Source organism: Burkholderia sp. SCN-KJ (assembly GCF_024656005.1).
In the GTDB taxonomy this organism is placed as follows: domain Bacteria; phylum Pseudomonadota; class Gammaproteobacteria; order Burkholderiales; family Burkholderiaceae; genus Burkholderia.
Genome location: NZ_JANKOG010000006.1, coordinates 184,616 through 197,392 on the forward strand (window position 1 = coordinate 184,616; position 12,777 = coordinate 197,392).

General features: G+C 69.5%; 12 protein-coding genes. 4 read left to right on the top strand and 8 right to left on the bottom strand.

The genetic code is table 11. The annotated features are described in order from the left end of the window. Nucleotides 1-65: 65 nt before the first annotated feature. The gene (locus tag NQV17_RS12445; protein ID WP_257772505.1) at nt 66-1,691 is read left to right on the top strand and encodes a rhodanese-related sulfurtransferase; all 1,626 of its coding nucleotides are present in this window, start codon (nt 66-68) and stop codon (nt 1,689-1,691) included. A gap of 92 nt (nt 1,692-1,783) precedes the next feature. On the opposite strand, the gene NQV17_RS12450 is transcribed toward NQV17_RS12445, so the two are convergent. Further along, on the bottom strand, nt 1,784-2,929 hold the full coding sequence (locus NQV17_RS12450) for a glycerophosphodiester phosphodiesterase (protein WP_257772506.1): 1,146 nt from the start codon (nt 2,927-2,929) through the stop codon (nt 1,784-1,786). Nucleotides 2,930-3,355: 426 nt separating this feature from the next. On the opposite strand from NQV17_RS12450, the gene NQV17_RS12455 reads away from it, so the two are divergent. Together NQV17_RS12455 and NQV17_RS12460 are read left to right on the top strand one after the other, a co-directional pair. Then, on the top strand, nt 3,356-4,420 hold the full coding sequence (locus NQV17_RS12455; RefSeq protein WP_257772507.1) for a phytoene/squalene synthase family protein: 1,065 nt from the start codon (nt 3,356-3,358) through the stop codon (nt 4,418-4,420). Between the two features lie 504 nt (nt 4,421-4,924). Beyond that, nucleotides 4,925-6,121, top strand: a complete 1,197-nt coding sequence (locus tag NQV17_RS12460) for a porin (RefSeq protein ID WP_257772508.1) — start codon at nt 4,925-4,927, stop codon at nt 6,119-6,121. A 226-nt stretch (nt 6,122-6,347) separates the two neighbouring features. On the opposite strand, the gene NQV17_RS12465 is transcribed toward NQV17_RS12460, so the two are convergent. From NQV17_RS12465 to NQV17_RS12485, 5 genes are read right to left on the bottom strand one after another with little or no spacing between them, the layout of a single operon-like run. Further along, on the bottom strand, nt 6,348-7,838 hold the full coding sequence (locus NQV17_RS12465) for an efflux transporter outer membrane subunit (protein WP_257772509.1): 1,491 nt from the start codon (nt 7,836-7,838) through the stop codon (nt 6,348-6,350). 10 nt (nt 7,839-7,848) lie between these two features. Then, nucleotides 7,849-9,003, bottom strand: coding sequence for an ABC transporter permease (locus NQV17_RS12470; protein ID WP_044842997.1), 1,155 nt, complete (start codon nt 9,001-9,003; stop codon nt 7,849-7,851). Beyond that, nucleotides 9,000-9,971, bottom strand: a complete 972-nt coding sequence (locus NQV17_RS12475) for an ABC transporter ATP-binding protein (RefSeq protein ID WP_257772510.1) — start codon at nt 9,969-9,971, stop codon at nt 9,000-9,002. Before NQV17_RS12475 ends, NQV17_RS12470 begins: the two co-directional genes overlap by 4 nt. Beyond that, complete coding sequence (locus NQV17_RS12480; protein ID WP_257772511.1) at nt 9,968-10,933, bottom strand: HlyD family secretion protein; 966 nt, start codon at nt 10,931-10,933, stop codon at nt 9,968-9,970. The genes NQV17_RS12475 and NQV17_RS12480 overlap by 4 nt, the downstream gene beginning before the upstream one ends. Next, entirely contained in the window at nt 10,930-11,628 is a 699-nt protein-coding gene (locus tag NQV17_RS12485) for a TetR/AcrR family transcriptional regulator (protein WP_257772512.1), read from the bottom strand. Before NQV17_RS12485 ends, NQV17_RS12480 begins: the two co-directional genes overlap by 4 nt. Here NQV17_RS12485 and NQV17_RS12490 point away from each other — a divergent pair. Beyond that, a complete protein-coding gene (locus NQV17_RS12490) occupies nt 11,552-11,872 on the top strand; it encodes a hypothetical protein (RefSeq protein ID WP_257772633.1) in 321 nt (106 codons plus the stop codon). The two genes, NQV17_RS12485 and NQV17_RS12490, sit on opposite strands and share 77 nt — an antisense overlap. Here the strand turns inward: NQV17_RS12490 and NQV17_RS12495 are convergent. Further along, on the bottom strand, nt 11,866-12,291 hold the full coding sequence (locus NQV17_RS12495; RefSeq protein WP_257772513.1) for a cupin domain-containing protein: 426 nt from the start codon (nt 12,289-12,291) through the stop codon (nt 11,866-11,868). The two genes, NQV17_RS12490 and NQV17_RS12495, sit on opposite strands and share 7 nt — an antisense overlap. A gap of 12 nt (nt 12,292-12,303) precedes the next feature. Continuing rightward, a complete protein-coding gene (locus NQV17_RS12500; protein ID WP_257772514.1) occupies nt 12,304-12,741 on the bottom strand; it encodes a carboxymuconolactone decarboxylase family protein in 438 nt (145 codons plus the stop codon). Between the last annotated feature and the right edge of the window lie 36 nt (nt 12,742-12,777).

Below are 12,777 nucleotides of genomic sequence, written 5' to 3' on the forward strand. Positions count from 1 at the left end.
ATCGAGCTGCATCCGTTTTCCATGTGCTTTCTTCACCGACTCCAACAGAATCCGACAGAGACATCGTGACGCAATCCGTTGATTCCACTTCCCGTTTCCCCGTCGCGTCGTACCAGGACGTACGCGCGCGCCTGCTGGCCCGCGACGAGCTCGCGCTGATCGACGTGCGCGAGGAAGATCCCTACGCGCAGGGCCACCCGCTGTGGGCCGCCAACTTTCCGCTGTCGAAGCTCGAACTCGACGCATGGACGCGCATTCCGCGCCGCGACACGCCGATCGTCGTGTTCGGCGAAGCCGGCGGCGAGGATCTCGCGCCGCGCGCGGCCGAGAAACTCGCGCAGCTCGGCTATACCGACGTGCGGCTGCTCGACGGCGGCCTCGCGGGCTGGCTCGCCGCGGGCGGCGAACTGTTCATCGACGTGAACGTGCCGAGCAAGTCGTTCGGCGAATGGGTCGAGGCCGAGCGCCATACGCCGTCGCTGTCCGCGCAGGAGGTGCAGGCGCTGATCGATGAAAAGGCCGACGTCGTGATCGTCGACGCGCGCCGCTTCGACGAATACCAGACGATGAACATCCCGACGTCGACGAGCGTGCCGGGCGCGGAACTCGTGCTGCGCGTGCGCGCGCTCGCGCCGAATCCGGCGACGCAGGTGGTGGTGAACTGCGCGGGCCGCACGCGCAGCATCATCGGCACGCAGTCGCTCGTCAACGCGGGGTTGCCGAACCCGGTCGCGGCACTGCGCAACGGCACGATCGGCTGGACGCTCGCCGGCCAGACGCTCGAGCACGGCGCCGCGCGACGCTTTCCGGACGAGATCGCACCCGCGCAGCGTGAGGAAGCACGCCGCGCCGCGCGCGCGGTGGCCGAGCGCGCGGGCGTGCCGCGCATCGCGCTCGCGGAGCTCGCCGCGCTCGACGAACCGGGCCGCACGCTGTACCGCTTCGACGTGCGCACGCCGGAGGAATACGAGGCCGGCCATCTGCCGGGCTTCCTGGGCACGCCGGGCGGCCAGCTCGTGCAGGAGACCGACCATCACGCGGCCGTGCGCGGCGCGCGGATCGTGCTCGCCGACGATGACGGCGTGCGCGCGGACATGACCGCGTCGTGGCTCGCGCAGATGGGCTGGGACGTGCGGGTGCTCGAGCCGGCCGGCACGGCGGCGTTCACCGAGCGCGGCCAGCCGCCGCGCGACGTGCCCGCGACGCCGCAGGTGAGCGAGGTGTCGCCCGCGACGCTCGCGGGCTGGCTGAAGGAGGCGGCCGCGGGCGAGCTCGCGATCGTCGACGTGACGGCCAGCGCGAACTACGTGAAGCGCCATATCCCCGGCGCGTGGTTCGTCGTGCGCGCGCAGTTGCGCGACGCGCTCGCCGCGATTCCGCCGGCGCGGCGCTATGTGTTCACGTGCGGATCGAGCCTGCTCGCGCGGTTCGCGGCCGACGACGCGCGCGCGTGGCTGCCGGCTTCCGCGGCGATCTCGGTGCTGACCGGCGGCACGGCCGCGTGGATCGACGCGGGGTTGCCGCTCGAGCACGGCGAGACACGCCTCGCGTCGCCGCGCGTCGATCGCTACCGGCGCCCGTACGAAGGCACCGACAACGCGGCCGCCGCGATGCAGGCGTATCTCGACTGGGAATACGGGCTGGTCGACCAGCTGAAGCGGGACGGCACGCACCACTTCCGCGTGATCTGACCACGGCGCGGCAACCGGCGTGCGGCACGCGATGCGCCGCGCCCGGTTGCCGCATGTTCAGCGGCTCATCGTATGCGGCACGTTCAGCGCGCTCAACGCTTGAACGTATCGACGGCCGTGCGGCCGACGGCCGGATCGTCGGTGAAGAAGCCGTCGATGCCCGCGCGCAGGTAGGCCTGGATCTCGCGCACCGAGCCCGCGGTGTTGCGCGTGGCCGGCGTGCCGCCATCCTTCAGCGACGCGGGCAGGAAGTTGTTCTCCGGGCGGAACGTATACGGATGCACGACGAGGCCGGCTGCGTGCGCGTCACGCACGTACGACGTCGGCTGCTGCAGCGTGCCGTCCGCGGCCACCGCGATGATCGACGTCTTGTACGGGCCGACGCCGTTCGCATAGGACGCGATCTCGCGCATCCCGTCGCGCGTCGACAGGTCGCCGTAAGTGCGCTTGTCGTTCGCCTTCACGAAGTCGTACGGACGCTGGCCGGCTTCGTCCATCAACTGCACGAGCTTCCAGTTCGGCTGGCTCGACTTGATCCGGTTGCGGATCGCCTTCAGGTTCGCGACCTCGAACGACTGGATGTAGACGGTCGCCGTGCGCGCCGTGTACGGATCCTTCAGCAGCGCGTCGACGAGACGATCCTCGAGCGGCAGGCCGATCGACTGGAAGTAGGTCGGGTGCTTGGTTTCCGGATACAGGTGGATCGTGCGGCCGGTCTGCGCGGACATCTGTTTCGCGAGCGCGACGATCTCGTCGAAGGTCGGAATCTCGAACTGGTCGTTGTACGCGGTGTTCGCCGGGCGCACCTGCGGAATACGTTCGCGGGCACGCAGCGTCTTCAGCTCGGCGAGCGTGAAGTCCTCGGTGAACCAGCCGGTCAGCTGCGTGCCGTCGATCGTCCTGGTCGCCTTGCGGCTCGCGAACTGCGGCAGCGTCGACACGTTCGTCGTGCCGGAGATCTCGTTCTCGTGGCGCGCGACGAGCACGCCGTCGCGGGTCGCGACGAGGTCGGGCTCGATCACGTCCGCGCCGTCCTCGATCGCCTTGCGGTACGACGCGAGCGTGTGCTCGGGGCGCAGCGCGCTCGCGCCGCGATGGCCGACGACCTGGACCTTCGCGGAGATCGGGCGAGCGGGATCGGACGCCGAGACGTCGTCGCCGCCGCAGGCGGCAAGCAGGACGGCGGCGGCACAGGCGAACGGGATGCAGCGCAGGGCGGTCGGGCGCGGGAAGAGCATGTCGATGAACCTTCGGAACGGAAGTCGGTGAAAGGGCAAGCGGTCCGGCGATGCGGGGCCGCGTGAGCGAACGGGACGCGATCGTCGCACCGGAGCATTACATATGTATTACTTGCGCCTTTCTGTTTTGTTGTCGCGTCAGGCGCGAGAATTGCGGGAACACGTCGCGGTCGAGACGGTGCGATCCGCCCGTCGCCGCCAGCCGGCGCCGCGATCGTCGCGCCGACGCGGTTCGGCGGTTGCGCGCTCACTTCGTCGGACGGATCGCGAGCGTGGTCGCCGGATGCACTAAACTTGCGGGACTTTTGCATCGCCGCGCCGGGCCGACACCCGCCCGCGCACGGCGATGCGGCGACTCGCGGGCCGGCGCGGGCGCCCGGCGCCCGCGTGCGTCCGGGGCCCGCGCCGGCCGATTTTTACCGACCCATGACGACGCATACCGATCCCGCCTACCTGCTCGGCGACCTGCTGAAGAACGTTTCCCGCTCCTTCTACCTGACGCTGCGCGTGCTGCCCGACGGCATGCGCGACCCGGTCGGCCTGGCCTACCTGCTCGCGCGCGCGGCCGACACGATCGCCGACACGGCGCTCGTCGCGCCCGATCGCCGCGCGGCGCTGCTGACCGACCTGCGGAACGAAATCGAGCGGCTCGGCGACGGCGCGGCGCTGTCGCGCTCGCTCGAGGACGTGACGCGGATGCAGACGGATTCGCACGAACACGTGCTGCTCGGCTCGATGCAGCCGATGCTCGCGCTGCTGCGCGCGCAGCCGGATGCGGACTGCGCCTCGATCCGCAAGGTCGTCGCGACGCTGACGTCGGGGATGGAATTCGACCTGCGCACGTTCCCCGACGAACAGTCGGGCCGCGTCGCGTCGCTGCCGAACCGTGCCGAGCTCGATCGCTACACGTACCTGGTCGCCGGCTGCGTCGGCGAATTCTGGACCGACATGACCGGCGCACACACGCGCGCCGCGCGCGGCTGGGACGTGCCGGACATGCGCGAGAAGGGCATCCGTTTCGGCAAGGCGCTGCAGATGACCAACATCCTGCGCGACTGCGCGAAGGACCTGCGGATCGGCCGCTGCTATCTGCCGGAGGACGTGCTGGCCGCATACGGCGTCGGCGTCGCCGACCTGATGACACCCGATGCGTCGGCGCGCGCGCGCGGCGTGCTGGTCGACCTGCTGCGCGTGACGCTCGACCAGTATCGCGACGCGTGCCGCTACACGCTCGCGATTCCGCGCCGCTTCGTGCGGCTGCGGCTCGCATGCCTGTGGCCGATCATGATCGGCCTCGAAACGCTCGAACTGCTGGCCGGCCACGATGCGTGGCTCGATCCGGCGACGCCGGCGAAGGTGCCGCGCAAGCGGATCTACCGGATCATGGCGTCGTCGCTCGCGCTCGTCGGTTCGAACGCCGCGATCCGTGCGCGGATCACCGCGCTCGTCGACGCGGTGAACGCGCGGATCGCGCAGCCGTCCGCGCGCTGAATCGCCGACTCGCGCTGAACGATGCCGGCGCCGTAGGCGCGGGCATCGCCCCTCGGCCCGCGTTCGCCGGGCCGCTCCCGTCTCCCGTCCGATGGTCCGCACGCGGACTGAAACGTTTTCACGATTTCGCTTCCCGAAACGTGGGTGTCATGAATGTCAGCGATCCTGCGCGGCGGCGTGAATCGCGGCGTCAGCCGCGCTCACGCATTCGTAGGAAGGTTGTTGCCGAGGGCGTCTGACGACATTGGACGGTCGCGATGCACCAGTAAAAATGTAAAGCTAGGGTTTTCACCGGGAAATGCCGGAAAGGCCCGCTGCGTAAGCGTTTTCAGGTGTTATGTAACCGTTTGGTGAACCCCCGCGTTGCGTCGATCATACGATGACCGACTGCACATGTTGGGAAACGATTGGTAATCCGTCAGAATCGCACCGGCATGTACTCGCACATGTGTCAGTCATAAAACCACACCAGAAAAGAAATCATTCTTTGAGGACGGAGAATCAATGAAAAAGCGCGTCGCTTTCGCCATGACGGCAGCGGGTCTCGCAGCCGCTACCGCAGCCCACGCCCAGAGCAGCGTGACCCTGTACGGTATCGTCGATAACGCTATCGCCTGGCAGAACAACTCGTCGGCGGTCGGCGCGACCACGGGCGGTCACTCGAAGGTGCAGATGGCCACCGGCATTTGGGCAGGCAGCCGCTTCGGCCTGAAGGGCAGCGAAGATCTCGGCGGCGGAACGAAGGCGATTTTCCAGCTGGAAGCCGGCTTCAACGCGAACAACGGCTCGTCGCAATGGGCGAACGGCATCTTTACGCGTCAGGCGTGGGTGGGCCTGACCAACCAGACGTACGGTACGCTGACGGCTGGCCGCCAGTACACCGCGTACTACACGCTGCTGTCGCCGTATAGCCCGACGACCTGGCTGACCGGCTATTACGGCGCGCACCCGGGCGATATCGACTCGCTGGACACCAGCTACCGCGCGAACAACTCGCTCGTCTACATGTCGCCGAAGTTCTACGGCTTCACGGTCGGCGGTTCGTACTCGCTCGGCGGCGTGGCAGGCAGCTTCAACCGCGGCTCGACCTGGAGCGCGGCGGTCCAGTACCTGAACGGCCCGGCAGGCATCGCGGTTGGCTTCCAGAAGGTCAACAACTCGACGCTCGGCGGCGGCGTGTGGGGCGACAACTCGACGGTCACGAGCGGCGGCCAGCCGGCCGTGTCGGCGATCAACAGCGGCTACCAGACGGCGCAAACGCAGCAGCGCCTCGGTGTGACGGCCGGCTACCAGTTCACGCCGGCATGGGACGTGTCCGTGTCGTACACGAACGTCCAGTATGTGCCGGGAGTTGGCTCGGCGTTCCGCAATACGGCGATCTTCAACACGGCAGGCGCCGTGCTGCACTGGAAGGCAGCGCCGCAGTGGGACTTCGCGGCAGGCTACTCGTACACGGCGGCAACGCAGTCGAACGGCGTCTCGAGCGCAGCCAAGTACCACCAGGTCACGCTGTCGCAGTACTACAGCCTGTCGAAGCGCACCGGCCTCTATGCAGTTGAGGCTTACCAGCACGCGAGCGGCAACACGCTGAACAAGGCTGGCGGCATCCAGGCAGCAACGACGTCGATCGGCGACGGCGTGGGCGCAGGTTCGAAGCAGAACCAGATCGCGGCCGGCGTCGGCCTGATCCACCGCTTCTGATGCCGCGCGGCGCGCGAGCGCCGCTTACGGCTTGCGGTACGAAAACCGGCCTTCGGGCCGGTTTTTCCATTTGCGGCACGCGTTGTGCGTATTGCGGGTTCGGTCATGGATGGTCGTCGAATGGAAGCGCGCGGCGACGGCTGTCGAGCCCGACAAGTGTGCCGCTCATGCGGTGCATGACGTGCAGGCCGGCAATGCCCGGTCGGCGCCGACGCCGTCGTGTCGATCACCGCGCCGCATCATCCATCCAGTTCCCCGCCAGCGCCTGGAACAGCGCCGCCGTGTCGGTCAGCCGGTCGGCCTGCGCGCGCGTGCGGTCGAGCGCGGTCTGCAATGCCTGCCGCTGGGCGTCGAGCAGCGCGAACGCGCTGATCCCGCCCGCCGCGTAACGGTCGCCGGCGATCGCGTTGCCTGCCGCCGCTTCCCGTGCGGCCGTGTCGCGCGCTTGCAGCGCCGTCGCATCGTGTTCGACCGCGCGCATCGCGTCGGCGACCTGCTGGAGCGCCAGCAGCACGGTTTCCCGATAGCTCGCGAACGCGGCGTCGTACGCGGCTTCGGCCGCGCGCTTCCTCGCGCGCAGCTCGCCGCCATGAAAGAGCGGCTGCGTCAGGCCGTGGCCGACATTCCACACATTCAGCCCGCTGACGATATCCGCGATGCGCGTGCGTTCCGAACCGATCCCCGCCGAAATCGAAAAACGCGGATACAGGTTCGCGGTCGCCACGCCGACGTTCGCGCTCGCCTGATGCAACACGGCCTCCGCCGCGCGGATATCGGGCCGTTCGCGCGCGAGCGTCGACGGCAGCGCGACCGGCAGCGTGCGCGGCAGCGTGAGCGCGTCGAGCGCGAGGTCGGGCAGCTCGGCACCGGACGGCGGAGCGCCCAGCAGGATCGCGAGCCGGTGGCCGGCCTGCGCGTAGCGGGCTGCGAGCGGCGGCAGCGAGGCCTGCGTCTGCGCGAGCAGCGTGCGCTGCGCATGCACGTCGGCCTGCGATACGCCGCCCGCCGCGAAGCGTGCGTCGACGATCCGCAACTGCCGGGCTTGCGCGTCGACGAGCTGCCGCGTGAGCGCGATCTGCCGTGCGAGCGACGCGCGCAGGATCGCAGTCGCGACGACGTTGCCCGCGAGCGTCAGGCGTGCGGCGTCGAGCAGGTACGCCTGATAGTCGACCTGGGCGCGCAACGCCTCGAGCGCGCGCCGATTGCCGCCGAACACGTCGAGCGCGTACGACACGCTCACCGACGCGTCGTACAGCGTGAACGGCCCGGGATTCGGCACGTTGGCGGGCAGGCCGAATGCAGCGATGTCGACCTTCTCGCGCTTGGCGGACAGGTTCGCATCGACGCGCGGCAGCATCGTCGCGCCGGCTTCTGCCGCATGGTTCTGGCGCACTTCGTCGAGCCGCGCGCGGGCCTCGGCGAGCGTCGGGCTGTTGTGCCACGCGGTATCGACGAGCCGGTTCAGCGGTGCCGAGCCGAACGCGGTCCACCACTGTTGCGGCGTGTGCGCGGCCGATGCGAACGTCTGCGCGTCGCCACCCGGGCCGGCGGCGGCGGCCGTCGTGACCGGCGCGGCATCGCGCGTGTATTGCCGTGTGGCCGGCGCGTCGGGCGTGCGGAAATCCGGCCCGACCGTGCAACCGGCGACGAGCAGCGCAACGGCTGCCCATGCGCTGCGGCGGGCGGCGGGGCGGGCGCGACGCGAAGCCGGTTTCATCGTGCGGCCCCTAGTCGAGCGTGCGCCGGTAGAAGCGCAGCGCGACGCCCATCACGACGAGCGTGAACAGCGCGACGGGCCACACGGACGGCCACAGGTCGGCCCAGCCGTTGCCTTTCAGCAGGATGCCGCGCACCAGGCGGTTGAAATAGGTGAGCGGCAGCAGGTTGCCGATGAACTGCGCCCACTTCGGCATCCCGGCGAACGGAAACATGAAGCCCGACAGCAGGATGTTCGGCAGGAAGTAGAACACCGCGAGCTGCATCGCCTGCAACTGGTTCTGCGCGAGCGACGACAGCGTGATGCCGACCGTCAGGTTCGCGGCGATGAACAGCAGCGCGGACAGGTAGATCGCGACCATGCCGCCGACGAACGGCACGTGGAACACGAAGCGCGCGGCCACGAGGATGATCGACACCTGGATCAGCCCGATGAACACGTACGGGACGATCTTGCCCGTCATCACCTCCAGCGGCCGCACGGGCGTCGCCAGCAGGTTCTCCATCGTGCCGCGCTCGCGTTCGCGCGTGATCGCGAGGCCCGTCATCATCACCATCGTCATCGTCAGGATCACGCCCATCAGGCCCGGCACGACGTTGTACTGCGTGATGCCTTCCGGGTTGTACAGGCGGTGCAGCACGATGTCGAACGCGGCCGGGCGGCCGTTCAGGTGCGCGAGCGGGCCCGTCAGGTCCTTGTCGGCGACGGGTTGCACGAGGCCCGGCAGCGCGCCGAGCGCCGACGCGGTCGCGACGGGATCGGTCGCGTCCGCCTCGACGAGCAGCGACGGGCGCTCGCCGCGCAGCAGCCGCTTCGAGAAGTCGGCCGGCACGCTCAGCACGAACTGCACGTCGCCGCGTGCGAGCGCATGCCGGCCGGCCGCTTCGTCGGGCAGCGTCGCGACGATGTCGAAGTACGCGGAATTGCGCATCGCGGCGATGAAGCTGCGCGCGAAGGGGCTCGAGTCGGCGACGATCACCGCGGTCGGCAGGTGCTTCGGATCGGTGTTGATCGCGAAGCCGAACAGCGCGAGCTGGATGATCGGCACGCCGACGATCATCGCGAACGTCACGCGGTCGCGGCGCAGCTGCAGGAATTCCTTCAGCACGATGCTCCACCAGCGCGCGACCGAGAACGCGTCGCGCAGGCCCGTCCACGTGCTCATGTCGCCGCTCCGCCGGGCGGCCCGGATGCGCGGCCCATCATGTAGATGAAGACGTCTTCGAGCCCGGTGTCGATCGGCGCGACCTGCAGCGGCGCGTGACCGTTCTCCTGCGCGCCGGCCTGCGCCGCGACCTGCGCGAGCGTCGCGTCGAGCAGCGCGCGATCGCGGCCGCTCACGTGCAGCGTCGAGCCGAACACGACCGTCTGGTCGACGCCCGGCATCGTGCGCAGGCGCGCGGACAGTTCCGCCAGGTGCCCGCCGGTGACCGTGCGCGTCGACAGGTGCTGCGACGCGACGATCTCCGCGGCCGTGCCTTGCGCGAGCAGCGCGCCTGCCGCGATGTACGCGAGCTTGTGGCAGCGCTCGGCCTCGTCCATGTAGTGCGTGCTGACGAGTACCGAGATGCCTTGCGCGGCCAACCGGTGCAGCTCTTCCCAGAAGTCGCGGCGCGCGGCCGGATCGACGCCGGCGGTCGGTTCGTCGAGCAGCAGCAGCTCCGGCTCGTGCAGCATGCACGCGGCGAGCGCGAGGCGCTGTTTCCAGCCGCCCGACAACGCGCCCGTGAGCTGGTCCGCGCGGCTCGCGAGACCGAGCCCGTCGAGCGCGCGCGCGACGGCCGCCTGGCGATCGGGCATCCCGTACACGCGCGCGACGAAATCGAGGTTCTCGCGGATCGACAGGTCTTCCCAGTACGAGAAGCGCTGCGTCATGTAGCCGACGCGGCGCTTGATCTGCGCGCTGTCGCGCACGATGTCGTAGCCGAGGCAGGTGCCGCTGCCCGAGTCGGGCGTGAGCAGGCCGCACATCATGCGGATCGACGTCGTCTTGCCGCTGCCGTTTGGCCCGAGAAAGCCGAAGATCTCCCCGCGCGCGACGCGCAGCGAGACGTCCTTCACGACGTGCTTGTCGCCGAAGCGCTTGTTCAGGCGGTCGACGTCGATCGCATACGGGGCGGGCGGTGCGTTCATCGCATCCTCACGGCGACGGGCTGGCCCGGGTGCAGCTTCGGCGCGTCGGCGACGGCGGGGCGCGCCTCCACCATGAACACGAGTTTGGTCCGGCTCTCGTTGCTGTAGATCACGGGCGGCGTGTACTCGGCCGCGCGCGACACGTAGGTGACGCGCGCGGGGACGTCGGCCGGGCAGCCGTCGCAGCGGATCGCGACCGTGCGCCCCGGCGCGATCGACGCGACGGCGGCCTCCGGCACGAAGAACCGCACTTTCAGGTTCTGCGGCGGCAGCATCTGCACGACCGGATTGCCGGCCTGCACCCATTCGCCGACGCGGTACAGCGTGTCGTACACGCGCCCGGCGGCGGGCGCGGCGACGCGCTTCTGGTCGAGTTTCCATTGCGCTTCGGTGACGGCCGCCTGCGCGGCATCGACCTGCGCTGCCTGGGCCGCCACCTGCTGCGCGCGGCCCGGCAGGCGCGCGACGTCGACCTGGTTCTGCAACTCGCGCACCTGCGCGGCGGTGGTCTGTGCGGACGTGCGCGAATCGTCGAGCTGCTGCCTCGACAGGCCGCCGGCCGCGTACTGGCGTTCGTCGCGCGCGAATTGCGCGGCGGCCCGCGCGGCCTGTGCCGCGGCCTGCGCGAGCTGGGCCCGCGTGACCGCGACTTCCGGCGGGCGCTTGCCGGTCTGCAGGTCGGCAAGCTGCGCGCGCGTGGCGTCGAGCTGGTATTGCGCCTGCCGCAGCGCGGCCGTTTCGTTGACGGCTTCGAGCGAGAACACCGGCGCGCCGGCCGCGATGGCCTGGCCGCGTTCGACCGACAGCTGCGTCAGCGTGCCCGCCTGCGACGACGACAGGTATACGAACTCGCCTTCGACATAGCCCTGGAAGGTCGCGACGTCGTTCGCCGGCCGTCCGCAACCGGCGAGCAACGCGACGGCGGCGGCCAGCGCGAGCGGCAGCGGGCCGGGCGCGTTCACGACGGCCTCCGTCGCGAATGCGCGTCGGGATCCGGCGCGGCGGCGGGTGGCTGCATGCCGGACCCGAGCAGCGCGCGGACGTGGCGCTGCAGCACGTCGCGATCGATCGGCGGCAGGCCGCGCGCGCTCTGCCACAGCTTCGCGGTGGCGAGCGGCAGCATCACCAGCGCGATGATCGAATGGAACAGGAACGCGGGCTCGAGCGCGGGGTTCAGCGTGCCGGCCTGCTGCGCGGCGCGGATGCGCTCGGCAAACCGCCCGACATGCTCGAGCGGAATACGCCGGATCATCCGCTCGCGCAGCAGGCCGCCTTCATGGACGATCTCGCGCAGCCAGATCGACGGCAACCAGGGCATGCGATGCGTGACGTCGAAGAAGCGGTCGACGAGCTCGGCGACGAGCGCGAACGGATCGTTTTCGATGTGCGGCGCGGTCGGCCGCCACACGAACGCGATGACCTGCGCGAGCCGCTCCTCGACGATCGCGTCGAGCAACTGCTCGCGATTCGTGAAGTAGTAGTGGACCATCGCCGACGTGACGCCGGCGGCCTCGGCGATCTGCGCGACCGTCGTCGCGGCGATGCCGCGCTCGGCGAACAGCTGCATCGCGACGTCGAGCATGTGGTCGCGCAAGTCGAAGTCGTCCACCGACGGGCGGCGCCCGCGCGGCCTGGCGACGGTGGATTTCGCGTTCATGAAATCGACGCTAATTGATGAGTTAGTTAATTTCAAGGAAGGGTTTTCGCCCAGGTTGATCGCGATCAGGCGAGTGGCGAATGGCGGGGCGGACGGGCGGGGAGGCGGCGCGGCGAAGGGGCGTGTGCCGGCGGTGGATTGTAGGGAGCGGCTAATGGGGAAGACGCGCGGCATGGGCCGGGACCCGGCCGTGCAGCACGAAGGCGTGCCCGACGCGGCACGCCCCCTGAAACATCGTTACTGATCGATCGGCGACTTCAGCGGCACATGCTCGCCCGTCAGCCCGAACACGACGAGTTGCGCGGGCTCGGTCGCGCTCGCATTGCGCGACACCCTGTGGCGCGAACCGGGCGGCTCGTACCAGCCTTCGCCGGCGCGATAGCGGCGCACCGGGCCGTCGTTCACCTGCGACAGCACTTCGCCTTTCGACACGACCGCGAACACCGAGCCGAGGTGCTTGTGCGCGTCGGACGCCTGGCCCGGCGCATAGTCGACGGTCGCGACGACGGCGAGCTTGCCGGGCGCTTCGGGCACGGCCTGTTGCATGATCGCGTGCACGCTGTCGCCGGTATCGTGCGCGCGGGCTGCGGCCGGCAGCGCGGCGCCGAGTGCGAGCGACGCGCACAGCATCGTGCGGCGGAGCGTGGAGCTGGAGCGCATCATCGTCGTCTCCCCTTACTCGGGCATCTTGCGGAACGCGATCGCGAAGCGGTTCCACGTGTTGATCGTCGCGATCAGCATCGACAGCTCGAACAACTCCGTGTCGCTGAAATGCGGCTTCACGGCTTCCCACACGGCATCGGGCACGTGGTTGTCGGCGACGAGCGTCAGCGCTTCGGTCCATTCGAGCGCCGCACGTTCGCGCTCGGTGAAGAACGGCGTTTCGCGCCAGACGACGACCGTCGCCAGGCGGCGATCGGTTTCGCCGCCGTTGCGTGCGTCGGTGGTGTGCATGTCGACGCAGAACGCACAGCCGTTGATCTGCGACGCGCGCAGCCGGACGAGTTCGGCGAGCGGCTTCTCGATCGAGCTTTTCGCGAGGAATTCCTCGGCGTTGCGCATCACCTTGATGGCGTTCGGGCTGGCGGCATAGAAGTTCAGACGCGGTTGCATGGCAGGTCCTGTTCGGTTGGGTGCGCCCGGTGGCGC

Coding starts and splice junctions, on each gene's coding strand:
- NQV17_RS12475 (WP_257772510.1), bottom strand. CDS start 9,971: ATGAACGCACCGCCCGCCCCGTATGCGATCGACGTCGACCGCCTGAAC.
- NQV17_RS12450 (WP_257772506.1), bottom strand. CDS start 2,929: ATGCTCTTCCCGCGCCCGACCGCCCTGCGCTGCATCCCGTTCGCCTGT.
- NQV17_RS12485 (WP_257772512.1), bottom strand. CDS start 11,628: ATGAACGCGAAATCCACCGTCGCCAGGCCGCGCGGGCGCCGCCCGTCG.
- NQV17_RS12470 (WP_044842997.1), bottom strand. CDS start 9,003: ATGAGCACGTGGACGGGCCTGCGCGACGCGTTCTCGGTCGCGCGCTGG.
- NQV17_RS12495 (WP_257772513.1), bottom strand. CDS start 12,291: ATGATGCGCTCCAGCTCCACGCTCCGCCGCACGATGCTGTGCGCGTCG.
- NQV17_RS12465 (WP_257772509.1), bottom strand. CDS start 7,838: ATGAAACCGGCTTCGCGTCGCGCCCGCCCCGCCGCCCGCCGCAGCGCA.
- NQV17_RS12500 (WP_257772514.1), bottom strand. CDS start 12,741: ATGCAACCGCGTCTGAACTTCTATGCCGCCAGCCCGAACGCCATCAAG.
- NQV17_RS12490 (WP_257772633.1), top strand. CDS start 11,552: ATGTGGTCGCGCAAGTCGAAGTCGTCCACCGACGGGCGGCGCCCGCGC.
- NQV17_RS12455 (WP_257772507.1), top strand. CDS start 3,356: ATGACGACGCATACCGATCCCGCCTACCTGCTCGGCGACCTGCTGAAG.
- NQV17_RS12460 (WP_257772508.1), top strand. CDS start 4,925: ATGAAAAAGCGCGTCGCTTTCGCCATGACGGCAGCGGGTCTCGCAGCC.